Annotated in this window: 17 protein-coding genes, 1 tRNA gene and 1 pseudogene; 8 read left to right on the plus strand and 11 right to left on the minus strand. The window is 53.4% G+C overall.

Features of this window, described 5'->3' with window-relative positions; all coding sequences use genetic code 11:
- Nucleotides 1-59 precede the first annotated feature (59 nt).
- Nucleotides 60-2,834 carry an autotransporter outer membrane beta-barrel domain-containing protein gene (locus INF58_RS18990; protein WP_193528294.1) on the minus strand — a complete coding sequence of 925 codons (2,775 nt, stop codon included), beginning with the start codon at nt 2,832-2,834 and terminating at the stop codon, nt 60-62.
- Nucleotides 2,835-3,286: 452 nt separating this feature from the next.
- On the opposite strand from INF58_RS18990, the gene hemB reads away from it, so the two are divergent.
- Nucleotides 3,287-4,261, plus strand: a complete 975-nt coding sequence (hemB, locus tag INF58_RS18995) for a porphobilinogen synthase (protein WP_063869123.1) — start codon at nt 3,287-3,289, stop codon at nt 4,259-4,261.
- Nucleotides 4,262-4,334: 73 nt separating this feature from the next.
- Nucleotides 4,335-6,035 carry a lysophospholipid acyltransferase family protein gene (locus INF58_RS19000; RefSeq protein WP_063869125.1) on the plus strand — a complete coding sequence of 567 codons (1,701 nt, stop codon included), beginning with the start codon at nt 4,335-4,337 and terminating at the stop codon, nt 6,033-6,035.
- Between the two features lie 59 nt (nt 6,036-6,094).
- Here INF58_RS19000 and tauD read toward each other — a convergent pair whose 3' ends face one another.
- The 6 genes from tauD to mmuP all read right to left on the minus strand — a co-directional run bounded on the left by tauD (nt 6,095) and on the right by mmuP (nt 12,048).
- Nucleotides 6,095-6,943, minus strand: coding sequence for a taurine dioxygenase (tauD, locus tag INF58_RS19005; RefSeq protein ID WP_193528295.1), 849 nt, complete (start codon nt 6,941-6,943; stop codon nt 6,095-6,097).
- Nucleotides 6,940-7,767: a taurine ABC transporter permease TauC gene (gene tauC, locus INF58_RS19010; RefSeq protein ID WP_193528296.1), complete on the minus strand. Its 828-nt coding sequence runs from the start codon at nt 7,765-7,767 to the stop codon at nt 6,940-6,942. The genes tauD and tauC overlap by 4 nt, the downstream gene beginning before the upstream one ends.
- The gene (tauB, locus tag INF58_RS19015; protein ID WP_193528297.1) at nt 7,764-8,531 is read right to left on the minus strand and encodes a taurine ABC transporter ATP-binding subunit; all 768 of its coding nucleotides are present in this window, start codon (nt 8,529-8,531) and stop codon (nt 7,764-7,766) included. The genes tauC and tauB overlap by 4 nt, the downstream gene beginning before the upstream one ends.
- A 10-nt stretch (nt 8,532-8,541) precedes the next feature.
- The gene (gene tauA, locus INF58_RS19020) at nt 8,542-9,504 is read right to left on the minus strand and encodes a taurine ABC transporter substrate-binding protein (RefSeq protein WP_193528298.1); all 963 of its coding nucleotides are present in this window, start codon (nt 9,502-9,504) and stop codon (nt 8,542-8,544) included.
- 224 nt (nt 9,505-9,728) lie between these two features.
- The gene (gene mmuM, locus INF58_RS19025; protein WP_193528299.1) at nt 9,729-10,661 is read right to left on the minus strand and encodes a homocysteine S-methyltransferase; all 933 of its coding nucleotides are present in this window, start codon (nt 10,659-10,661) and stop codon (nt 9,729-9,731) included.
- A complete protein-coding gene (mmuP, locus tag INF58_RS19030) occupies nt 10,648-12,048 on the minus strand; it encodes an S-methylmethionine permease (protein ID WP_193528300.1) in 1,401 nt (466 codons plus the stop codon). Before mmuP ends, mmuM begins: the two co-directional genes overlap by 14 nt.
- 158 nt (nt 12,049-12,206) lie before the next feature.
- Here mmuP and INF58_RS19035 point away from each other — a divergent pair, with 158 nt between their 5' ends.
- The 4 genes from INF58_RS19035 to INF58_RS19050 all read left to right on the plus strand — a co-directional run bounded on the left by INF58_RS19035 (nt 12,207) and on the right by INF58_RS19050 (nt 17,900).
- On the plus strand, nt 12,207-13,316 hold the full coding sequence (locus INF58_RS19035) for an AI-2E family transporter (RefSeq protein WP_063451743.1): 1,110 nt from the start codon (nt 12,207-12,209) through the stop codon (nt 13,314-13,316).
- 112 nt (nt 13,317-13,428) lie between these two features.
- Nucleotides 13,429-15,213 (plus strand): diguanylate cyclase, encoded by a 1,785-nt coding sequence (locus tag INF58_RS19040; RefSeq protein ID WP_193528301.1) that lies wholly within the window; start codon nt 13,429-13,431, stop codon nt 15,211-15,213.
- Between the two features lie 237 nt (nt 15,214-15,450).
- On the plus strand, nt 15,451-15,945 hold the full coding sequence (locus INF58_RS19045) for a molybdopterin-dependent oxidoreductase (RefSeq protein ID WP_193528302.1): 495 nt from the start codon (nt 15,451-15,453) through the stop codon (nt 15,943-15,945).
- A gap of 17 nt (nt 15,946-15,962) precedes the next feature.
- Complete coding sequence (locus tag INF58_RS19050; RefSeq protein ID WP_193528303.1) at nt 15,963-17,900, plus strand: bifunctional diguanylate cyclase/phosphodiesterase; 1,938 nt, start codon at nt 15,963-15,965, stop codon at nt 17,898-17,900.
- A gap of 351 nt (nt 17,901-18,251) precedes the next feature.
- Here INF58_RS19050 and INF58_RS19055 read toward each other — a convergent pair whose 3' ends face one another.
- Nucleotides 18,252-19,265, minus strand: a complete 1,014-nt coding sequence (locus tag INF58_RS19055) for an acyltransferase family protein (protein WP_193528304.1) — start codon at nt 19,263-19,265, stop codon at nt 18,252-18,254.
- A 290-nt stretch (nt 19,266-19,555) separates the two neighbouring features.
- Here INF58_RS19055 and INF58_RS21115 point away from each other — a divergent pair.
- Nucleotides 19,556-19,750, plus strand: a pseudogene (locus INF58_RS21115) (hypothetical protein); the annotation flags it as partial.
- A 144-nt stretch (nt 19,751-19,894) separates the two neighbouring features.
- Here INF58_RS21115 and INF58_RS19060 read toward each other — a convergent pair.
- The 3 genes from INF58_RS19060 to proB all read right to left on the minus strand — a co-directional run bounded on the left by INF58_RS19060 (nt 19,895) and on the right by proB (nt 22,450).
- A tRNA-Thr gene (locus INF58_RS19060) sits at nt 19,895-19,970 on the minus strand.
- A 111-nt stretch (nt 19,971-20,081) separates the two neighbouring features.
- Nucleotides 20,082-21,335: a glutamate-5-semialdehyde dehydrogenase gene (gene proA, locus INF58_RS19065; RefSeq protein WP_193528305.1), complete on the minus strand. Its 1,254-nt coding sequence runs from the start codon at nt 21,333-21,335 to the stop codon at nt 20,082-20,084.
- Nucleotides 21,336-21,346: 11 nt separating this feature from the next.
- Nucleotides 21,347-22,450: a glutamate 5-kinase gene (proB, locus tag INF58_RS19070; RefSeq protein ID WP_063451759.1), complete on the minus strand. Its 1,104-nt coding sequence runs from the start codon at nt 22,448-22,450 to the stop codon at nt 21,347-21,349.
- A 305-nt stretch (nt 22,451-22,755) separates the two neighbouring features.
- Between proB and phoE the strand changes: the two genes are divergently transcribed.
- Entirely contained in the window at nt 22,756-23,808 is a 1,053-nt protein-coding gene (phoE, locus tag INF58_RS19075) for a phosphoporin PhoE (RefSeq protein WP_063869149.1), read from the plus strand.
- Nucleotides 23,809-23,943: the final 135 nt, after the last annotated feature.

Below are 23,943 nucleotides of genomic sequence, written 5' to 3' on the forward strand. Positions count from 1 at the left end.
TCTTTATTATTTTTAAAGTACATAAAAAAGCGGGGGCAAAATCCCCCGCGCTTTCTGTATTACCAGGTATATTTCACACCCAGGTTTGCTCCCCAGTTCTGGTCAACGTCGCCGCCGCCCAGATAAGTCGCATCAGTGTAAGCACTGAAGTTTTTCGTGAAGCTGAACTGGGTGCCCAGACCTACGCGAACCGCAGAGCCTTCCACGCCATTATCAATGCTGTCGTCGTTGATATCCGCCTCGTTGTCGGCATCGTCATACACGTACGCCAGTTTGAAGTATGGCGTTAACGCCTGCTCGCCACCGTAGTTGAAGGTATAACCCGCATCCAGGCCAAGTTCATAACGCATGCTGTCGTAAGACTGACCATCGATACGCATGTCGTTGCTCAGCTGGTAGTCATCACCGGACTGGAACAGGCCAGATACCGCCGCGTAAGGGGTGATGTAGCCTGACAGGTTTGGTTTCCAGTCATAGCCCAGCTTCATCCCGAAGCCAACAGCGTCAGAGGTGGTGTCACCGTCAACATACTGACCGTTGCTCATGGTAGCAGAGAGGTCGTTGTTAAAGCGGGTGTAGTTCAGTGAGCTGTCGAGGAAAACGTTGTTCACAAACGTCGCAGACGCGTAGATCATCGCAGTCTGGCTGTCCTGATCGACCTGACCAGTACGATCGCTGATATCGCCCTTCGCGAAACCAGCCGCACCACCGACGATCCACTTCGCGTTATTACCGTCGATCTGAGTATCCAGACCGACCATAATGCCGCTTACGTCCTGATCGTAGCTAACGGTGCCATTATCCGCGTCAAAGTTGCCGCCAAAATAGCTCACCCACGCTCCGCCGTTATCTGCCAGGCCGTGACGGCTGTTGGTCAGACGCGTACCCACGGTATCCTGTTGCAGATTCCAGATGTTGGTATTAGCAGAAGGAATGCTCAGCGCCATGTTGGCGTAGTCAGTCAGCTCTTTCTGCTGGAGAACAACGGTGTCACCCTTCTGCTGCGCCTGATAGGTGTAAGCACCTAAATCGGCTTTGTTTGCGGCAGTAAAGCTGGCTGCGGTATCCGCGTTATTGTCATAGACGCGAATGATCTCTTTGTTTTCGTAATCAGCAACGGAGCCTGCACCGGTGGCATCGTCGATGCGCACTTTATAGTTACCGGCAACGTCACCGTTCACCGCCAGATGACCGTCAGAGTTCAGCGCGACAACACCATAGTCGTATTCCGCTTTGTAACGATCGTTGGTGATGTAGCGTGCGTTGTTCAGGTCGCTGTTCAGCACATAATCGCGGCTGGCAACGTTGAGCACACCACCATCGGTGAGCACCATGTTGTGCGTATCAACCTGACCCAGACCCAGCGCCAGATCTGCACCGTTGTCCACGGTGATGGTGTTGGCATACAGCCCAGCGGTTTCTTCGGTCAGTGCCGCACGGCTATAGCTGTCCAGATACAGGCTGTCGGTGGCAACCCCACCCGTGTCTCCGATATTCAGCGAAGAGCCGTTGGTCAGAGTGATTGAGTCAGCCAACAGGCCTGAGTTCTCAACGTTGACCTGAGACTGATTATTCACCGCCAGGGTGTCGATGTTAGAGATCTTGCGGGTATCCCATTCGGAACCGTTCTCCAGCGTCACGTTAAACAGGCCGCTCTGATACACCTCATTACCGACTACATGTCCGTTGGTATCAACGGTCGAGCCAGGCCAGATGCTGTTAGGGGAGAGCGTGTGCCAGTCTACGTTGCTGTAGCCCTGGCCATACATCTGCGCAGTGCCGATGGCTTCAACGCTGGACTGCGCTGCACCGACCCACTTGCTGCCGTTAGTCAGCGTAACATCCAGTGTATCGGTACCGTCCCAGCCGTTGGTGGTTGGGTTATAGACGCCATCTTCAGTGGTATCCGTTGCCGGATCGCCATTCTCGTAGAAGTTGTTATCAAAGGTGCTGGAGAAAAGAATGTCACCCGTTACGGTAGAGTGATCGAAGGTCGCGGTGGTCTGCATGGCGTTATCAGACGCGCCGGCCGCAACGATCAGCGCCGCATCATCCGCAGCCGAGGCGTTGGTTTCACCGTAGTCGCTCGGCTTAGCCGTTTGACCGTAGAACCCGTTGGTGCCCAGATCGCTGTACGCACCAGAGGTCAGCACGGAGTCTTTCACCACCAGCGTATCGGTAAAGACATTGCTGCTGTTAGCAACGCCTTCAACGCCGTCGTACGGAGTGTTATCCAGTTCCTGATAACCCTGCGTCAGGGTGATACCCGCGACGTGGGAGTTGTTCTGAATAACGATATCAGATTCAACGTCCAGAGTGATCGCGTTACCCAGACCATAGGTGTCCAGATAATGCGTTTCAGTATTCTCGCCATTGACGACATCATACGCGTAATGCTCGTAGGCATCGTTGATGGTGGAGTTATCAACGGTCAGGCTAAAACGATCGTACTGGGAATGCGTGGTACCGTCGGTATCCACGCCATCTGCACACGTCGTGGTCATACATTCTGACGTGATCATGCCGTTAATGGCGCTGTTAGAAATACTCAACGCGTTCGCACGGCCATTGACACCATCATCCAGATAGTAAGTCGAAATAACACCGTTTACGGTTGATTTATTGATGACCGGATAAATGTCACCATCATGTGTGGCATCTGAATAATCCCAGTCAGCATAACCATAATACCAGGGAGTTGACGCAGTATTGTCATATCCAAAAGTATTATAGGTCGTGCCGGATATATCTTTCGCATTGGCCTGAGAAGCGATAGCCAGTGTGCAGGCTAATGCAAGTTGTGATACAACCAGTTTCTTTTTCCATGTTTGCATTGGGTCATCCCTCCTCAGGGACGTAAGCAAGTTTGTCCATCAAATCATTTGGCAATGTTTAATTGCGGAAAGAATTATGCAGTTTCACTTCGAAAAGGTTCAATGAATGATTCAATTAAGTCCGTATCCAGACAACTAAGCTTAAAAACCCAGCACAATATCAATCATTATGAATAAATATTATAAATTCAACTGATTGCAAACCACTTCGGTCGGTTCGATACCTATCATAAAATACAATAAATCATTAATAGTTATAACCTCCATCTAATATAGAAGCTTCGCCAATATTTCACACCACGTTAAACCCCATAATAAGACGTATAATATAGACAAAATACATGTGAAGAATATTAGTCGATTTCGAAAATCTAAAAGACAACTTTAGTAAAACACCGCTTCCCGCTTTCAGGTACACTATACCTCTTTGTTCCACAAACATCAGGCATACCATGACCGATTTAATTGCACGTCCCCGTCGCCTGCGCAAGTCACCCGCACTGCGCGCCATGTTTGAAGAGACAACACTGAGCTTAAACGATCTGGTGTTGCCGATTTTTGTTGAAGAAGAGATCGATGACTACAAAGCCATCGACGCGATGCCGGGCGTGATGCGCATTCCTGAGAAGCATCTGGCCCGCGAGATTGAACGCATTGCCAACGCGGGGATCCGCTCGGTGATGACCTTCGGTATCTCCCACCACACCGACGCCACCGGCAGCGATGCCTGGAAGGAAGATGGCCTCGTGGCCCGCATGTCGCGTATCTGCAAAGAGAGCGTGCCGGAGATGATCGTCATGTCCGATACCTGCTTCTGCGAATACACCTCTCATGGCCACTGCGGTGTGCTGTGCGATCACGGCGTGGACAACGATGCGACCCTGCTGAACCTCGGCAAGCAGGCGGTGGTTGCCGCCGCTGCGGGTGCGGATTTCATTGCGCCGTCGGCGGCAATGGACGGACAGGTTCAGGCTATTCGTCAGGCGCTGGATGCGGCAGGCTTTACCGACACCGCCATCATGTCCTACTCCACCAAATTCGCTTCTTCGTTCTACGGCCCGTTCCGTGAAGCGGCGGGCACGGCGCTGAAGGGCGATCGTAAAACCTATCAGATGAACCCGCTGAACCGCCGCGAAGCGATTCGTGAGTCTCTGCTGGATGAGGCTCAGGGCGCAGACTGTCTGATGGTGAAACCGGCCGGCGCGTATCTGGATATCCTGCGCGACATTCGCGAACGCACTGAACTGCCGCTGGGCGCTTACCAGGTGAGCGGCGAGTACGCGATGATCAAATTCGCCGCGCAGGCGGGTGCCATCGACGAAGAGAAAGTGATCCTCGAAAGCCTGGGGGCGATCAAGCGCGCGGGCGCGGATCTGATCTTCAGCTACTTCGCGCTGGATCTGGCCGAGAAAAAAATCCTCCGCTAATCTTCACCAAACTGCAATACAACCGACATCTCCTCCTTCTACTGTCTGGGCAAGACGGCAGGAGGAGTGATCAATGTTTAGTCTCGACAGCGTTCTTGATGACCTTTGGCCTCAGGCGAGGCCCGCACCCTGGCAAAAAAGTCTGTTAAAAAGACTGCTCCACGAAGACGAATTTCAGCAGTTTGCCGCCCGCCACCGTCACCTGAAAGGGCTGGATATGGTGGAGCAGGTTCTGGAACACCTTGATATTCTCTGCACCGTTTCCGCCCGCGATCTTGAACAAATCCCCGAACACGGCCCACTCATTGTGATAGCTAACCACCCGACCGGCACCCTGGATGGGCTGGCGCTGCTGTACGCCGTTTCGCGCGTACGCCGCGACGTCAAGGTTGTCACCAACCGGATGCTGTCCCACCTTGAGCCCCTCAGTTCGTTGTTTATCCCCGTGGATAATATGGGCGGAAAAACCGCAAAAGCCTCGCTGATACAGATGGAGCAGCACCTGCAAAACGCCGGCGTGCTGATCTTCTTCCCGGCGGGCGAAGTCTCCCGCCCAACGCGCAAAGGCATCCGCGATAAAAAATGGCATCCGGGCTTTATCAAGCTGGCCAGCAAACTGCGGGTGCCGTTACTCCCGGTACATATTCAGGCGCACAACAGCCTGCTGTTTTATGCCAGCACGCTGGTATCGCCCACGGTATCCATGCTGCTGCTGATGCAACAGATGTTTCGCCGTCGTCACAGCCAGCTGCCGATCAAAATCGGCCAGCAGATTGCCTGGAATGACAGGTTTAGCGCTACCCTTTCATCGCGTGAAATGGCCGAGCAGTGCCGTCAGCACGTGATACGACTTGGCAAGGGATTGCCTGGCGTCTTTAAAACCCAGTGCGCCATTGCCCGCCCGGAAGATCGGGCCACGCTGAAGCGCGAACTGGCGCAGGCCGAGTGTCTGGGCAAAACCAGCGATGGTAAAACCATCTACCTGTGGCAGCGCAACGGGCAGGAGGAGGCACCTCTTCTGCGCGAGCTGGGACGGCTGCGCGAGATTGCCTTTCGTGCCGTGGAAGAAGGCAGCGGCAAGCGCCGGGATATGGACAGCTACGATGATGACTATCTGCACCTGATCCTCTGGGATGATGACGATCTGGAGATTGTCGGCGCGTATCGCTTTATGCCGACGGCGATGCAGGTTGAAAAGCGCGGCGTTGACGGGTTGTACAGCTACAGCCTGTTCCACTACGACGAAAAAATGCAGGACATACTGGAGCACGGCATTGAGCTGGGGCGCAGCTTTATACAGCCGCGCTACTGGGGACGTCGCGGTCTGGACTATCTGTGGTCAGGCATTGGCGCCTATCTGGCGCGCTATCCGCACTACCGCTATTTGTTTGGCCCGGTGTCTATCTCCGGCGGCTTACCGCCTGCCGCACGGGATCTGCTGGTGGCGTTTTATCGCCTCTGGTTTCCGGCCAGCCATCCCTTAGCCGCCTCGCGTCAACCCTATCCGGCCTCGCTTCCGGACGTGCTGGCACAGTTTGGCGGAGTGGATTACGTGGACGACCTGACAAAGCTGAAATCCCTGCTGGGCAATCTGGGATGCGGCATTCCGCCGCTCTATAAACAGTATTCCGAGCTATGCGAGCCAGGCGGCGTGCAGTTTATCGATTTCGGCAGCGATCCGGCGTTCAATAATTGCGTTGACGGGCTGGTGCTGGTGGATTTGTGCTATCTGAAGGCGAACCGCTATCAGCGATACATTGAGGCCCATCTGTAGCCCATTGCCGGGTGGCGGCTACGCCTTACCCGGCCTGCATGAACTGCGGAAACGACGGGTTATGGACGGTAAAACGGCTTATCCCCCAGGATCGTCGCCCGCTGCATAATCCTTCGCTGCGGCAGGTAATCAGCATTGGCGTAATGCTGCGTGATGCGGTTATCCCAGATCGCCAGATCGTTCTCCTGCCAGCGCCAGCGCACCTGAAATTCCGGTTTCGTGATATGCGCAAACAGGAAGCTGAGCAGCGCCTCGCTCTCTTTTTCCGTTACGTCCACAATGCGCGTGGTGAACCCTTCGTTCACAAACAGCGCCTGCTTACCCGTCACCGGATGGGTACGCACCACCGGGTGCAGCAGCGGCGGATGTTTTGCGACCGCATCCAGCCAGCGCTGATGCTCCTCTTCCGTTTTACGGTACTTATATTCCTGGAACGATTTTTTAAAATCATGCTCTGCCCGCAGGCCACTTAGCAGGGTCTTGAACGGCGCGGAGAGCGCCTCAAACGCCGCAATGCCGCTCGCCCATAGCGTATCGCCGCCGGTCTCTGGCAGTAATTTTGCTGCCAGAATGGCCCCGGCTGGCGGTGTGTCGATAAAGGTAACGTCCGTGTGCCAGTTGTCATTATCGGGCGGATTATCGTTATGGGTGTCCAGCACGATAATTTCTTCCACCCCTTCCGCATGCGGGTAGACCGGGTGGATATGCAGGTCGCCAAAGCGCAGGGCCAGCGCGCGCTGCTGCTGCGGGGTAATGGCCTGATCGCGCAGGAACACCACCTGATGGCGCAGCACCGCGTGGTACAGCTGCTCAAACTGGTTATCGCTCAGCGGACGGGTTACGTCCAGGCCCGACACCTGCGCGCCAATGTACGGCCCCAGCGGGGTAATCGTCAGACGTTCACTCATTGTATTTCTCCATGCCAGGGCGTCAGGCGACGCTGTAGCGCGCGCAGTCCCAGTTCTAATCCAAAGGCGATCGCGGCGATCACCGCGATCCCTGCCAGTACCACGTCAGTCGCCAGGAACTCTCCCGCCGACTGCACCATAAATCCAAGCCCGCGCGTGGCGGCAATCAGCTCTGCCGCCACCAGCGTAGACCAGCCCACCCCAAGGCCAATGCGCAGCCCGGTCAATATCTCCGGCAGCGCGCCCGGTAAAATAACGAACAGCAGCACCTGCGCGCGGCTGGCACCGAGCGACTGCGCCGCGCGTATGCGTACCTGTTGCGCACTTTTTACGCCAGCCAGGGCCGACATCGCGACCGGCGCAAAAATCGCCAGGTAGATCAGTAAGATCTTTGACGTCTCGCCGATGCCAAACCAGATCACCATCAGGGGCAGGTAAGCCAGCGGCGGAACGGGCCGGTAAAGCTCTATCAGCGGATCGAGAATGCCGCGCACGGTCGGGCTCAGCCCCATCGCGATCCCCACCGGTACGCCAATCATCACCGCCGCCAGCAGCGCCACCAGAATACGCGCCAGGCTGGCGCCTAAATGCTGCCAGAGGGTGGCATCCATAAAGCCCTGCGGCCCGGCGATGGTCATCAATTTTTCCAGAACCTGGCCTGGCGGCGGCAGAAACAGCGGACTGATCCACTGCTGAGCGGCAACCGTCCACCATACCGCCAGCAACACCGCCAGCGTGCCGACGCTTAAGGCGATGCGGCGAGAGAACGGCCAGCGTAAGGCGAGGCGCGCCCGCCGCGGTTTTTCACTGAAGACAATGCTCATGAGAAGGCCTCACGCTGCTCAAACACGCGGCTCAGGATGTATTCCCGTTTTTCGATAAACAGCGGGTCGGATTTAATGCTGCGCACCGGTTCTCCCGCAACATAGCGTCGGGCAAACTCAAGCGGCAGGCGCTCCAGCACGCGCCCCGGCCCCGGAGAGAGCAGCACCAGCTCCGTCGCCATAAACACGGCCTCTTCGATATCGTGGGTAATTAACAGCACCTGCTTGCCGGTTTCATGCCACAGGCGCAGCAGCAGGGTTTGCATCTGCTCTCGGGTGAAGGCGTCAAGCGCCCCGAAAGGTTCGTCCAGCAGCAGCAGCTGTGGATTGGCCGCCAGCGCACGGGCGATCCCAACGCGCTGACGCTGCCCGCCCGAAAGCTGCCAGATAAAACGTTTTTCAGCCCCCTCCAGCCCGACTTTTTTTAGCATGTCGCGCGCCGTACTCAGGCGCTGTTCACGCGCCACGCCAGCCAGTTGCAAACCAAACGCAACGTTTTCCTGTACGTTTCGCCACGGCAGTAGCCCTTCGTTCTGAAAGACCACGCCGCGCTCTGCGCCCGGCCCCGTGACCCGTTTCCCTTCCAGGTGGATGGTGCCGTGCTGATACGGTACAAACCCGGCGATCAGGTTCAGCAGCGTGGTTTTCCCGCAGCCGGACGGCCCCAGCACGACCAGCAGTTCACCGCTGTCCAGCGTCAGGTTGATCTCTTCCAGGACGGGTTTGCCGCCGTAATCGGCAGACAGGTTTGTAATGTTCAGCATCGCAGCCTCCTTACTTCACAAAGCGATCGGTCACGAACTGGCTGTAATCCGCCGCCACCGCAGGCACTTTGCCCTGCTCTTTCAGGAACGTTGCGGTGTCGACAATCGCTTTGCTCACCGGCCCGTTCAGCTGCTGGGCCTGCTGAGCCGGCGTCAGATAGGTGTTGCCCTTCACCAGCCCCGGCACGTCTGCTTCCGGCACGCCGCTCAGTCGTGAGAGTTTCTCCAGGTTGGCGGGCTGTTTCAGCCATTCATCGGGGTTATTGATGTACGGCTGCTGGGCGTCGATGGCGCTTCTGGCGAAGGCTTTCACCACTTCAGGGTGTTTTTTGGCAAAGTCCTTACGCACTACCCAGACATCAAGGGTTGGCGCACCCCATTGCCCCACTTTTTCGGAGTCGGTCAGCACGGTGCCGTCTTTTTCCAGCTCGTTGACGGCGGGCGCCCAGACGTAGGCCCCGTCGATGTCGCCACGCTGCCAGGCTGCGATAATCGCCGGTGGTTGCAGGTTAATGATCTGCACCTGCCCCGGCTTGATGCCCCAGTGTTTCAGCGCGGCCAGCAGGCTGTAATGCGTGGTGGAGATAAACGGCACCGCGATGCGCTTGCCAATCAACTCTTCCGGTTTCGTGATGGTTTTCTTCACCACCAGCGCTTCGGAATTTCCGAGCTGCGACGCCAGCAGGAAGACTTCAATCGGTACCTGCTGGCTGGCGGCAACGGCCAGCGGGCTGGAGCCCAGGTTGCCAATCTGCACGTCGCCCGAGGCTAACGCCCGCACAATCGCCGCGCCGCTGTCGAACTTGCGCCAGTCGACTTTTGCCCCGCTCTCTTTGGCGAAGGTGTTATCCGCCTGCGCGACTTTCGCCGGTTCCGCGGAAGTCTGATACGCCACGGTGACGTCCACCGCCTGCGCCTGAAATGCCCACAGCGCCAGCGCGCCGAGTAATGTGATCCGCGATGAAATAGCCATACTCTCTGCTCCCCTTGTTGTTATAAGGGCAGTATTTCCGGCGAGAGAATTTTGATAAAGGAATAAAAAAGCATCGCTAATGACGATTCGTTTTTAGAAAAAAAGCGGGAAAGGATAGTGAATTTTGTGCGGTTGGTTTGTGCCGGGTGGCGCTGCGCTTACCCGGCCTACGGTTCGTGCAATTTGTAGGCCGGGTAAGGCGCAGCCGCCACCCGGCAAAGACCTCAGCACTGAACCGTCAGCGCAGCAATATCTTTCGGCGTGGTCCGGCAGCATCCGCCGATTAATTTCGCGCCCGCCGCCAGCCACTGCGGTAAATACCCCGCCAGCGTTTCGCAGGCTTCACCATGGTGATGCCACGTTTTGCTCACCGCATCGTAATGCTCCCCGGAGTTCGGATAGACGACCAGCGGCAGCGACGTCAGGCTGTGCAGATGCGTCAGCGCCGCCGTGGTGTTTTCCAGCGCGATACAGTTAATCCCCAGCGCGACAACCTGCGGGTAGCTTTCCAGCGCAGAAACGACATCCCGCAGCGGCGTTCCGTCGCTCAGGTGCTCGCTGTCACGCAGGGTAAATGAGAACCATGCCCGGGCGCGCGGATACGCCGTCAGCAACGCGGCCAGCGCCCTGATTTCCGGGAACGAAGGCAGCGTTTCACAGGCCAGGAGATCCGCGCCCGCATCCAGCAGCGCCTCCACGCGGGGGCGGTGGAAGGCGGTAAATGCTTCAGCGCTACGCACGTAGTCGCCGCGATACTCGGAACCATCGGCCAGATACGCGCCGTACGGCCCCACGGAACCCGCCACCAGCAGCGTGCCCGCCTGTGGGTTCTCCGCCAGATACGCCTCGCGCGCCTTACGCGCCAGCTCTACGCTTTTGCCGATCAGCGCCCGGGATTGCGCTTCGTCCAGCCCGCGAGCGGCAAAGCCTGCGGGTGTCGCCTGATAGCTAGCGGTGATCGCCACCTGTGCACCCGCGCGGTAGTAGTCGAGGTGCACGTCGCGGATCAGTTCAGGGTTTTCCATCAGCACTTTGGCCGACCAGAGGCTATCGGCAAGGTTACAACCGCGCGCTTCCAGCTCCGTTGCCATCGCCCCATCGAGCACCACAAACGGCTGTTTTTCAAGGAGGGCGGTAAGCGGATTATTCTGCGACATGTTCAGGCTCCTGCGTAGTCAGAGTTCGGGTCAGGTAGTACGCACCATAACACAGGGCGACAAACGGAAGCCCGCAATAAAGGGCAATACGCTGGGTGGGGTCAAACCACAGACCGACGCAAGCGACCAGGCAAAGAATAAAGCCGAGCACGGGCACCAGCGGATACCATGGCGCGCGATACTGCAATGCGGATAGCGGCTGGCCGGACTGCACGTGACGGCGACGAAACACGAAGTGCGACGCACAGATGCTGATCCACACCGCCACCACCGCAAAACCGGAAATGGCTGACAGGGCCACAAACACCGTATCCGGCGCGACCACGCTGGAGAACAGCGCCAGCACGCCGCCCAGCATGGACACGGAGAGCGCCGTCAGCGGCACGCCGTTTTTGTTGACGCGGGCAAAGCAGCGCGGCAGCGTTTTCTCGTTAGACAGAGACCACAGCATACGGCCAGAGGCGTACAGGCCCGAGTTCGCCGCCGAGAGGATCGCCGTCAGGATCACGAAGTTAAAGATATCGGCCGCATAGGGAATGCCGACCTTTTCAAACACCAGCACGAACGGGCTTTTCTCCACGCCGGCCTGCTGCATGGGGATCAGCGCCGCCAGCACAAACACGGTGCCGATAAAGAAGATGATGAGCCGCGCGATGGTGGTGCGAATAGCAACCGGAATGACCTTGTGCGGATTTTCCGTCTCCCCTGCCGCGATGCCGATAAGTTCCGTCCCGGAGAAGGCAAAGTTGACCGCCACCATGGTCATCAGGATCGGCAGACCGCCGTGCGGGAACCAGCCTTCGGCGGTAATGTTGCTCAGCCCCGGCGCGGCAGAGCCGTCCGCCATCGGGATAAAGCCAAAGATGGCCGCGCCACCAAGAATAATAAAGGCGACGATAGTGATAACTTTCACCAGCGAGAACCAGAATTCCCCTTCGGCAAAAAAGCACGTGGAAATCACGTTAAGGCCAAAAATCACCGCGCAAAAGACCACGCACCACGTCCAGACGGGAACCTGCGGGAACCAGTACTGCATGCAGAACCCGGCTGCGGTAAAGCTCGATCCCAGCGCCACCGTCCAGGTGAGCCAGTAGAGCCACGCCACGGTATACCCCGTCGCCGGGCCGAGATAGCGGGCGGCATAGACGTGAAACGCGCCGGTTTCCGGCATCGCCACGGAAAGTTCGCCCAGACACTGCATCACCAGCCAGACCACCAGCGCACCGATCAGGTACGCCAGCAGCGTGCCTGCCGCACCGGTTGTCGAAATAATGTATCCGGTATTAAAGAATAACCCTGTGCCGATAACGCCACCCAGCGAGAGCATAATCAGGTGGCGGGTTTTCATGGTGCGCTTAAGCTGCCCGTTTTCTTGTTGTGTTTGCATGTTACCTTCTAAACGTATGGACATCTAAACATCCAAAGAAGAGGTGTTATACCGCGATTGTTAACAAAAAGCCACCCGCCGCGACTTCAGCGCAATTATTGGTAAATCCCTAAATCAGTTCTATAGTCGACACAGTTTCTTCTTCACCAGGACTTACTATGCGCTTTAACGGACTGACCAAAGGTTTCTTTATTCTTATCCTGGCCCTTGTTACCTGGGCCTTCTTTGACGTGCTGTCTCCCTATTTCTCGGCGATTCTGTGGGCCGCGATCCTGACCATCATTTTCAACCCGGTGAAAAACAAACTGCGTACCGCGCTGGGCGATCGCAACGGGCTGGCTTCACTCCTCACTCTCGGCATTATCTGCCTGATTGTGTTTATTCCGTTGATGGTGATCCTTTCATCGCTCGCGGTGGAACTGAACATGGTTTACACCAAGCTGCAACAGAACAATACGCAGTTCCCGGAAGTGATCGCCGGTATCTTCAACCGCCTGCCGGACTGGGCCAGCGGCTTCCTGGCGGATCACAACCTCACCAACGCCGCGCAGATCCAGAAAAAACTTTCCGATGTCGCGTTACAGGGCGGACAGTATCTGGCGGGCAGCGCGTTCCTGATTGGTAAAGGGACATTCGGCTTTGCTATTAGCTTCGGCATAATGCTCTATCTGCTGTTTTTCCTGCTGAAGGACGGGCCGTATCTGGTGCGCCAGATCCTCGACTCGCTGCCGCTGTCTGACTTCGCCAAACAGCACCTGTTCGCTAAGTTTGTCGGCGTGTCGCGCGCCACGGTAAAAGGCACGGCGGTCGTGGCGGTGGTTCAGGGTACGCTCGGCGGTATCGCCTTTGCCATCGTGGGCATTGACGGCAGCGTACTGTGGGGCGCGCTGATGGCATTCCTCTCTCTGGTGCCTGCCGTCGGGTCGGCCATCGTCTGGGTTCCCGCCGCCATCTTCCTGTTTGCCACCCACCAGCTGTGGCAGGGCCTGTTCATTGTGGGCTTCTTCGTCATTATCGTCGGGCTGGTGGACAACCTGTTGCGTCCGCTGCTGGTGGGCAAAGACACCAAAATGCCGGACTACCTGATTTTGATCACCACGCTGGGCGGTATGGAGCTGTACGGGATTAACGGCTTTGTGATTGGGCCGCTGATTGCCGCCCTGTTTATCGCCTGCTGGAACCTCTTCTCCGGGCGCGATCACGAAGGCAATGCCGAGGAGCTTGACGCAGACTTTATCGAAGAGGGAAGAAACCCTCCGGATCTCTAAAGCAGACGTTCTGAAAGGCGGCCCCAGGTCGCCTTTTTTTTCGCCATAAATTAGCGGTTTTCTATAATCTGAATGAACGCTCTTTCATTTTTGTCGCAGAGGAAACCAACAGGTGCGAATCGCCACGATCACAAACTGGGCTTATGGCGTCACGGTGTGCCTGACCATTGCCTCCGGCATCGTCATGCTGATGGCTTCCCATGCCGATAACATCGAACGTGAAGCCGTTAAACAACGCCAGGTCTTCGATCAGCTGACGGAGGAGATCGAGACAGACACCTGGATGCTCTCCGATCTGGCGCGACTTTACGTCATCCAAAAAGAGCCCGAGGTGCTTGAGAAATATCAGGCGAAAGAAGCCGAGCTAAAAAATATTGAACACACGCTGCGACAGCTCAAAAACACCGGGGCATCGGGTGAAGAGCTGGCGCTGCTGTACGACGGACTGAAAATTGTAGACGAACTCCAGGATGAACAGCAGTCAGCCATTGACGGCATCGCCCGGGGCGAGGAACAGCAGGCCGTTACGCTGCTTTTTGGTAAGAGCTATGAGCGGGAACTCGAATGGGCACACAACAATATCGAACGCTTTCGCATGCTGCTGGACAAGCGCATTATTGCCGACGTGCAGGCCGCAACCAAAACATCCAAAACGCTTCGAACTGCCTCGGAGGTGATGGTCGGCCTGACTGCCCTGCTCTTCTTGTTTGTGATGGGCTTTATCCTCAAGCGCCGCGTACTCCGTCCGGTGGTGCGTCTGAGTGACGTGGTGCACCGTCTGGCATCGCAGGATTACGCCGTCGAAACGCCGAACTTTACCCAGGTTGATGAAATCGGCGATATGGCGCAGGCCATCCGTATCTTCCGCGAGAACGGTCTGGCAAGGCAGCGGCTGGAAAAAGAGCGCGATGCTGACTGGGCCATCCGCGAACTGCTGGCGCGAATGACCCAGCGGTTGCAGGGCTGTGAAAACTTTGCCGACGTGATGAACGTGGCGGAGCTGTTTGCGCCCAATATCGCACCGGGCGTTTCCGGGCGTCTGTATATTCTGGAACGCGATCCCTGGCAGATGCGCTGTGCGGCCGAATGGCTGTCGCCCGAAGGGGATAAAAAGCCGTTCCATCCTGACGAATGCTGGGCCGTCCGGCGTGGTCAAAGCCATCCGCCGGTGAACGGCGAGCCGGATATCGGCTGTTATCATCTGCCTGAATCACAGGCACAGCAATCGCTGTGTGTACCCTTAATTGCTCAGGGCGAGGCGATTGGATTGCTCTCATTCCAGAACATCACGCCTGAAACCGCGCCGTCCCGCGCCTATCTGGAACTGATGGCCGAGGCGTTGGGACTGGCGCTGGCCAACCAGCGGCTGCGCGATGCGCTGCTGGAAAAAGCCCTGTTCGATCCCCTGACGGGGCTGCGTAATCGCCACCATCTGGAAGATACGTTACGTACTCAAATGAAACAGGCCGTGCGTAACGAGGAGCCGGTAAGCTGCCTGATGATCGATATCGATCACTTCAAGAGCATTAATGACCGCTTTGGTCATGAGGCTGGCGATCTGGTGATCAAAAGCGTGGCATCCATTATTCAACGGACGGTGCACGATACCGGACTGGCCTTCCGCTACGGTGGCGAAGAGTTTCTCGCGCTTCTTACCGGTGCGGATGAGGAGGCAGCGCACGCCGCCGCAACGGAGATCTACAACGGTGTGCATGCCCTTTCGCTACGCTACGGGCTTTCGGAGATTGGCCCGGTGGATGTGTCGATCGGGATCGCCAGCTATCCGCAGCACGCCCAGGGCGATAACCTGCTGCGCGCGGCGGACGTTGCGCTCTACCGGGCGAAAGAGCTGGGGCGCTCGCGGATTGTCAGCTTTGGGATGCTGGAGGCGGGCTAACGAGTGTATGGACCGGCGCACCATCAATCCATCCTGTTGACACTCTGATTTATATCTTTCCCCGTGTGAACGTTTTTTTGCTCAGCCAAATAATCGCGAAATACCCCTGCGCCACCCGACGGGTGGCGTTTTTACATCCTGCCCATGATGGATAAACCTGGGGAGAGAGAAAATATATAAACTAGTAGGATAACTAAATTATAATTCTTATACTTATGATAAAACGTGGAGGCTGAAATGCGATTAATCCTAATGCTGTGCTGCTTTTTAGTGCAAAGCGTCACCCTGGCTGCTGAGTTGCCAAAACCTGCTGGTAAACCCATTTTAACCATTTACGGTAATATCGAGAACACGAATGAAAGTGGAAAAGCCGTGTTTGATATCGCCAGCCTTGAAAAACTCGGCATGGTGAGCTTCCAGACATCATCCCCCTGGTACAATGGCCGCACTAAGTTTGAGGGTGTTCCGATGAGTAAACTCATGGATTATGTGGGTGCCAAGGGTAACGTGGTCAATGTTATTGCGCTTAATGATTACGCGACAGCCATCCCGCTCAGCGACTTCAAAAAATACAATGCAATACTCGCTTTAAAGGTTAATGGCGAATATATGCGCATTCGCGATAAAGGCCCAGCATTCATCGTATATCCTTATGACAGTCTTCCTGAATTAAATAACCAAATATATTACTCGCGCTCGGCATGGCAGGTCAGCAAGATGAAGATTGAATAGCAGTTCAGGAGAACATAATGAACAGGATACTGGTTGGTATCATTTTTTCTCTTTTTATCACGACTGGATATATTGCTTTTCTGGTTTACGATCGACAGCAGGAGCTCCAAAAACTGACTCATTACACGGAGTCATGGTCTGTCGCCCAACTGGTATCCGAATATTATCGCTTTGAATCATGGCTAGGTCTGTACGCAACCGATTCCGATGACGTTACGATAGACCAGGTCCGCATGCGCCTGGAAATTATGCTAAGCCAGAACGATCTGTTTAAGGAGGGGGATTTAGGGCATTACGTTAAAAACGTTCAGGCGCATCGTGACCTCGCGTTAAGACTCGATCAAATACTTGCCTATCTGGATGGTAACCTCGAAAAAATGAGCCATTCGGACGTAAAAACATACCTGCATACCATGCATTTACTGGACGCTCCGCTCAGCCAGCTATCATCAAGCGCGTTAACGAAAGATATTAGCACGATTAACAGTACCAACCATAAAATACAGATCCTGTATTATATTTACTCCGCTCTCTCTTTACTGCTGATCATCCTGAGTATTATTCTGGGCTTTTTAACAATTTATCAAAATAAAAATATCCTGAAAGCGCACAGGCAGGTTGAAAGTCTGGCAGAAGAACTCCAGTTATCCAAAGAGACCCTACAGGTTCAGAATTCAAAACTGGAGTATGACGTTTACCATGATTCCCTCACCGGCATGAAAAACCGCCTCTACTTCTGGGATGATCTCAGCAGACTTAATCTTGAGGCCGAGGAAAATCATATTCCCGTCACGGTGATGTTATTTGATTTAGACCGGTTCAAAGAGGTCAACGACACCTATGGTCATGATGCTGGCGACTTACTGTTACGCCAGGTATCCAGACGACTGACTGCCATGAGCAGTATTTCAGACACCTTTTACCGTTTAGGCGGAGACGAGTTTGCTTTTTTAGCCAGCGGATTAACCGAAAGCGAAGCCGTTTCGCGCGCAAGAGAAATCAGCGAGAATATCAGCAAGCCCTACACAATTAATAATCAGCTCATAAAAATTGCCACCTGCGTGGGCATTGTTTTATCAGATAATGAACGACGCGCTGATTATCTTTATAAGTTTGCCGATCTGGCGCTCTATGAGGCCAAAAAGGCAGGCTCACAGCAGATTAAAGTTTTCCGCCAGCGAATGCTTCAGAAGTTGCAGGAGAGCAGAACGCTTGAAAACGATATGGCCAAGGCGATAGAGAACAATGAGTTTATTGTTTATTACCAGCCTATTGTGAATTCCATCAGCAAGGAAATTTACGGCTATGAAGCGCTGATTCGCTGGATGCATCCTGTAAAAGGAATGCTCTCACCTGATAGCTTTATTTTCGCTGCTGAAAAAACGGGCATGATCAACGAGATAGGCAAAACCGTACTCAAACTGGCCTGTAGGGAAGCGGTCTCCTGGGCGGTTCCGGCGAGGATCTCCGTAAACGTCTCGCCTGTCCAGTTGGGCAGCAAATCATTTATTAGTACGGTGCAGTCCGTTCTGACAGAGACCGGGCTACCGGCTAACCGTCTTGAGTTAGAGGTCACAGAGTCATCACTCTTCAGCGACAGAAATAATCCTATTACCATTCTCAAAAAGCTACGCTCATTGGGCGTAAGAATTTCCATCGATGATTTTGGCACGGGTTACTCATCGCTCTCACGACTCAGTGAACTGAATTTTGATAAAATCAAAATCGATAAATCTTTTGTCAATCCGATATCTACGCAAGACGATGCGCTTAATATTGTAAAGCTTATTACCGGGATGGCTAAAAGCCTTAACATGGGTGTTATTGCCGAGGGTGTTGAGACCGAAGAGCAGCTTGAGCGTCTTCAGGCTTTGGGGTGCGAGCTGGTGCAAGGGTATCTTTTCAGCAAACCACAGCCTCAGGTGGACAGTAAAATTAAGTACGGCCTGGAATGATCTCTTTGCTCAACCAGCTAAATATGTGATCCCTCACGGACTCACATATTTAGCTCTGGCTATTCACTTACAAAAATCAGGTGTTATTATTCATCCCGTAAATACCTTTTAACTCAATCCGAGGCTTTGGTGCTGGAGAATGTCATCATCCGATAATCAGCTACCCGACCTTCCAGGCCGGACGAGAAAATAATTTTTCTAGTTTATTCAAATAATATACCACCAGTAGTTTCTAATGATCGATATTAAATTTACCACCATACAGGGATAAATATCACATGGATAAATGGCACTAAAAGATATGTGTTTAAATAAAATGGGGGAATCAAACTCCCCCAGGATTTTATCTTGTTATGAAACCAGTTTATTTCTATCAACTGCCTTTATTGAAAATGCTATTAGTAAAGATAATAAGAAAACGGAAATTGACATTAAAAACATATCCAATACTGGTTTATCTAAAGATCGATAACCTCTCATTACAAAATAATCTAAAACCAGGGCATGAACACCATAAATAGGTAATGATGCACCTGATATCAATTTTATGACTGGATTTACACTACGATCTGAGTAATAGTTTTTCAAGAAAATGAAAATACACAGCGAGGCGCCCATTACGAAAGGAGAACTTCCGCTGTAAAAATTACCAACATACCTATTGAAATTATCACTTTGCAAATAAATAAAGTATGCTGTAAGCATTGAAAAAATAAGATACCCTACAACTGGAGTCAAAACTCCAATTCTTCTTGTGTCCATTCTTCCAAAAAAATACCCCAACACACAATATATAAAATTATAGATAAATCCACCATCTATAAGAAAAGTTCCGTAATATCTAATCCCGACGAATTTAAATAAATTAGAAGTGAACGGATTTAACAGAACAAACACAACCAATAATATAGTTATAACAATATACCATCCAACATCCCTAACCTTAAGGAAAGAGAAAAGTATGTAGCAACCAATTAAAGTATAAAAAAACCATAAGTGATAAAATACTGGCTTAGAAAGTATATTTAATATTCTTTCTGTCGGGTTATAGCGGTCGGTAGCTAACATATAAATTATGCACAGCGCGCTATAAAATAAAAGACAATACAGAATTCGTAATATATTCTTGGCTTTTACTTTCTTTTCTCCAAGAAAAATATAACCTGAAATCATAAAGAATAGCGGCACACAGGGTCTTACAAACGAATCGACTATATTCCCTGACATCCAGTCAGAAAGTGGGATTTTTCCATATGAAACCACATACCACACAGAACTGTGCAAGATGATAACCATTAAACACGCAAGAGCGCGAATTGCATCTGGCCAGGATTCTCTTTGTTGATCCATAATTGCATTAAACACATGTTAACATTTTGTGTGCAGATTATGACCAAGAATTAATTTTTTTCAAGAAAATTTAACATATGGATCACATTTCAAGTATTCAATGGCTTACTCTAACTACTACGCTCTCCATGCCCGCTGTAGCTACGTTAGCTAGCTAGTGGGCCGTTACGCTACTGACGTTCAGTCAGTAAAGAAATTTACCGCTTCATTTTAAAAGTCTTCAGGATAACGCCTACCTCTCATGGGCACCTCTCTTTAAGTCATCTTAAATGACTACGGGTGTCTGTTAGATCCGTGCCGATTCAATCCTCAAAGTTCCTCAACCAAAGAACAAACGTTTCAGACGGCTTGAACCTCATGAGGCGAGAAGGTTGAATGATGAATGTCCGGAGCCGCTTAAGTCAGTCGTAGAGTTTGCGCTTTCTACTGGCTTAAGCCGCTCGAACATCATCAATCTGGAATTGTTGCAGGAAATAGTTCGATGGGAGTCAATCGAAATGGTCCAGTGATACGCTCACCTTTCCGCCGGTCATCTCCCCAAGCTCGCTAGCAAAATTGGCGCGATTATTGACCGCAATGTCACAAATACAGTACAAGAGGAGAATGTAGTTTATTTAAATCTTTTGTAAGTATGTGATATGAGATGGTGCCGATAATAGGAGTCGAACCTACGACCTTCGCATTACGAATGCGCTGCTCTACCAACTGAGCTATATCGGCCCTGAGAGGCCGGTTACGAGCGTAACCACGGGGCAAAAGAGTAGATCTAACCGGGTGATGCGTCAATGCCCTTTTGAATCAAACGGCTATTTTTGCATCACCCGCGATTATTTACGCACGAATAGTATCATCACCGAAGCCGATCCACTTGTAGGTGGTCAGCGCTTCCAGCCCCATCGGCCCCCGGGCGTGCAGCTTCTGAGTGCTCACAGCCACCTCCGCGCCCAGACCAAACTGGCCGCCATCGGTGAAGCGCGTCGAGGCATTCACGTAAACCGCAGACGAATCCACTTCATTCACAAAACGATCGGCATTGCGCAGGGTGCGCGTCAGGATCGCATCAGAATGCTGGGTGCCGTGTTCACGAATGTGCGCAATGGCGTCATCGAGATCTGCAACCATCTTCACGTTCAGATCCAGCGACAAATACTCATCGTCGTACTGCTCCGCGTTAACCGGAACAACCGTCGCCGGGCCGTCCTTCAGCAGGGCGAAAGCCTTCTCGTCCGCATGCAGCGTGACGCCACTATCTGCCATCTGCTTGCTCAGCGCAGGCAGGAAAGTACTGGCGATGCCCTGATGCACCAGCAGCGTTTCCACCGTATTACAGGTGCTTGGACGCTGGGTTTTGGCGTTGACGATAATCTTAAGCGCAGGTGCGATTTCTGCGGTGTCATCCACCACGATATGGCACACGCCGATACCGCCGGTGATCACCGGGATCGTCGACTGCTCACGACACAGCTTATGCAGGCCCGCGCCGCCGCGTGGGATCAGCATGTCGATGTATTTGTCCATGCGCAGCATCTCGTTTACCAGCGCACGATCGGGGCTTTCGATTGCCTGCACGGCGCCCGCCGGTATGCCGCACTCTTCCAGCGCCTGCTGAATGACGTTGACCGTCGCGGCGTTGGTGCGCCAGGTCTCTTTCCCGCCGCGCAGAATGGCGGCGTTACCGGTTTTTAGGCACAGGGAGGCGACATCCACCGTCACGTTTGGACGGGCTTCATAAATCACGCCGATAACGCCGAGCGGCACACGGCGACGCTCCAGACGTAACCCGCTGTCGAGCACGCCACCGTCAATCACCTGCCCTACCGGATCTGCGAGGTTGCACACCTGACGGACGTCGTCGGCGATACCTTTCAGACGCGCCGGGGTTAGCGCCAGGCGGTCGAGCATCGCTTCGCTCAGGCCGTTGCGGCGCGCTTCCAGCAGATCCTGTTCGTTAGCGAGCAGGATCTCCTGCGACTGAGATTCCAGATAATCAGCGATTTTTTCCAGCACGCGGTTTTTCTCGCGACTGGAAAGGAGCGCCAGTTTATAAGAGGCGGCTTTCGCGGCTGCGCCCATTTGTTCCAGCATGTTCAGGCTCCTTAACGAATAATCATGTCGTCGCGATGCACAGCAACCGGGCCATATTCATAACCCAGGATGGCGTCGATCTGCTGGGAGTGGTGACCCGCAATCCGACGCAGCGCGTCGCTGTTATAACGACTGACGCCATGAGCGATGTCGCGACCTTCAAGGTTACGGATTCGGATCACTTCACCACGCGAGAAGTTACCTGTCACGCTTTTAATTCCTTTTGGAAGTAATGAGCTTCCTCTTTCCAGAATAGCGGCAGTAGCGCCTTCATCCACGGTCAGTTCGCCAGCCGGAGGCGCGCCAAAGATCCAGCGTTTTCGGTTTTCCAGCGGGGAGGCCTGGGCATGGAAGCGCGTGCCCACAGAGATGCCTTCCATCACGTCACCAATGACGCCAGGGCGGCTGCCTGCGGCAATAATGGTGTCGATACCGGCCCGGCACGCCACGTCCGCGGCCTGGAGCTTGGTGCCCATACCGCCGGTGCCCAGCCCAGAAACGCTGTCACCCGCGATGGCGCGCAGCGCGTCATCAATGCCGTGAACGTCTTTGATCAGTTCTGCCTGTGGATTGGAACGCGGGTCAGCGGTAAACAGCCCCTGCTGATCGGTCAGAAGTAGCAGCTTATCGGCCCCTGCCAATATCGCCGCCAGCGCAGAGAGGTTATCGTTATCGCCTACTTTGATTTCAGCGGTGGCCACTGCGTCGTTTTCGTTGATGACCGGAACGATATTGTTATCCAGCAGCGCGCGCAGCGTATCGCGGGCGTTAAGGAAACGTTCTCTGTCTTCCATATCCGCGCGCGTCAGCAGCATCTGCCCCACATGAATGCCGTAGATGGAGAACAGTTGTTCCCAGAGCTGGATGAGTCGGCTTTGTCCCACGGCGGCCAGCAGCTGTTTGGAGGCGATCGTCGCGGGGAGTTCGGGGTAGCCCAGGTGTTCACGCCCGGCGGCAATCGCCCCGGAGGTCACAATCACAATACGATGCCCTGCGGCATGCAACTGAGCACACTGACGTACAAGCTCAACAATATGGGCACGATTCAGGCGGCGCGATCCGCCCGTTAACACACTGGTACCGAGTTTTACCACCAGCGTCTGGCTGTCACTCATGATTCTCTGCCGTTCAACAATAAGGGAAAATGATGTCAGTCAGACGTTTTAACAGGTGTCAGCCCCGTTGCCAACTGCCTTAGCACATCACCCGTCACTTTGTTGCGCGGGATCAGGAAGCGTAGCGGCAGATTTTGACAATTTTATTACCGAAAAATTAAAACATACTTTTTTAGACATATTCTTACTTTGTCATAAAAGTTTCACCCACGGACGATAAAACCCTTCCTGTTTTTCACGGGGTAATAAGTTGAATCTTATTGCTCAGCGAATATTAGCGCGTTTGTATAAAATCAGGATTGAAAATGAAAAAGAGCACTCTGGCATTAGTGGTAATGGGCGTAGTTGCTTCCGCATCTGTTCACGCAGCAGAAGTTTATAATAAAAACGGTAATAAACTGGACGTGTACGGCAAAGTAAAAGCAATGCACTACATCAGTGATGATGACGCTAAAGATGGTGACCAGACTTACGTTCGTTTCGGCTTTAAAGGTGAAACGCAGATTAACGATCAGCTGACGGGCTACGGACGTTGGGAAGCAGAATTCGCGGGTAACAAAGCAGAAAGCGATTCTTCTCAAAAAACACGTCTGGCATTTGCTGGCTTGAAACTGAAAGACTTCGGCTCTCTGGATTACGGTCGTAACCTGGGCGCGCTGTATGACGTCGCCGCCTACACCGATATGTTCCCTGAGTTCGGCGGTGACGGCCTGGCACAGACCGATAACTTCATGACTAAACGCGCCTCCGGCCTGGCTACCTACCGCAATACCGACTTCTTTGGTATGGTTGACGGTCTGAATATGACCCTGCAATACCAGGGCAAAAATGAAAACCGCGACGTGAAGAAACAAAACGGAGACGGCTTCGGTACCTCTCTGAGCTATGACTTTGGCGGCAGCGATTTCTCTGTGATTGGTGCATATGCCAGCTCCGATCGCACCAACGAGCAAAACCTTCAGGCGCGCGGCGAAGGTAAAAAAGCAGAAGGCTGGGCGACCGGTCTGAAATACGATGCCAACGATATTTACCTGGCTGCTATCTATTCCGAAACCCGCAACATGGCCCCTATTTCCGGCGGTTTTGCGAATAAAGCGCAAAACTTCGAAGTGGCCGCGCAATATCAATTTGACTTTGGTCTGCGTCCATCTCTGGGCTACGTGCAGTCTAAGGGCAAAGATATCGAAGGTATCGGCGATGAAGATATCGTGAAATACATCGACGTCGGTGCGACATATTATTTCAACAAAAATATGTCTGCGTTTGTTGATTATAAAATCAACCAGATCGATGACGATAATAAACTGGGCGTAAGCAGCGATGATATCGTTGCGCTGGGCTTGACCTACCAGTTCTGATGCTGTGGTAATAAAAAAACCGGCGTTGAGCCGGTTTTTTTGTGCCCGGTGGCGCTGTTGTATGACCGGATACATAGGTGACAGATCAGACCGGGAACATAGGTAACACTTTTAGTCTATCCGGAGCACACTCTG

Origin of the sequence: Enterobacter cloacae complex sp. P24RS (assembly GCF_014982165.1) — a bacterium.
Classification (GTDB): Bacteria; Pseudomonadota; Gammaproteobacteria; order Enterobacterales; family Enterobacteriaceae; genus Enterobacter; species Enterobacter quasihormaechei.

What these genes read in the sequence shown, in the direction of transcription:
- INF58_RS19000 (WP_063869125.1), top strand. Translation starts at nt 4,335, where the DNA reads ATGTTTAGTCTCGACAGCGTTCTTGATGACCTTTGGCCTCAGGCGAGG.
- proB (WP_063451759.1), bottom strand. Translation starts at nt 22,450, where the DNA reads ATGAGTGACAGCCAGACGCTGGTGGTAAAACTCGGTACCAGTGTGTTA.
- tauD (WP_193528295.1), bottom strand. Translation starts at nt 6,943, where the DNA reads ATGAGTGAACGTCTGACGATTACCCCGCTGGGGCCGTACATTGGCGCG.
- tauB (WP_193528297.1), bottom strand. Translation starts at nt 8,531, where the DNA reads ATGCTGAACATTACAAACCTGTCTGCCGATTACGGCGGCAAACCCGTC.
- INF58_RS19045 (WP_193528302.1), top strand. Translation starts at nt 15,451, where the DNA reads ATGCGATTAATCCTAATGCTGTGCTGCTTTTTAGTGCAAAGCGTCACC.
- INF58_RS18990 (WP_193528294.1), bottom strand. Translation starts at nt 2,834, where the DNA reads ATGCAAACATGGAAAAAGAAACTGGTTGTATCACAACTTGCATTAGCC.
- proA (WP_193528305.1), bottom strand. Translation starts at nt 21,335, where the DNA reads ATGCTGGAACAAATGGGCGCAGCCGCGAAAGCCGCCTCTTATAAACTG.
- mmuM (WP_193528299.1), bottom strand. Translation starts at nt 10,661, where the DNA reads ATGTCGCAGAATAATCCGCTTACCGCCCTCCTTGAAAAACAGCCGTTT.
- mmuP (WP_193528300.1), bottom strand. Translation starts at nt 12,048, where the DNA reads ATGCAAACACAACAAGAAAACGGGCAGCTTAAGCGCACCATGAAAACC.
- hemB (WP_063869123.1), top strand. Translation starts at nt 3,287, where the DNA reads ATGACCGATTTAATTGCACGTCCCCGTCGCCTGCGCAAGTCACCCGCA.
- tauC (WP_193528296.1), bottom strand. Translation starts at nt 7,767, where the DNA reads ATGAGCATTGTCTTCAGTGAAAAACCGCGGCGGGCGCGCCTCGCCTTA.
- INF58_RS19035 (WP_063451743.1), top strand. Translation starts at nt 12,207, where the DNA reads ATGCGCTTTAACGGACTGACCAAAGGTTTCTTTATTCTTATCCTGGCC.
- tauA (WP_193528298.1), bottom strand. Translation starts at nt 9,504, where the DNA reads ATGGCTATTTCATCGCGGATCACATTACTCGGCGCGCTGGCGCTGTGG.
- INF58_RS19050 (WP_193528303.1), top strand. Translation starts at nt 15,963, where the DNA reads ATGAACAGGATACTGGTTGGTATCATTTTTTCTCTTTTTATCACGACT.
- phoE (WP_063869149.1), top strand. Translation starts at nt 22,756, where the DNA reads ATGAAAAAGAGCACTCTGGCATTAGTGGTAATGGGCGTAGTTGCTTCC.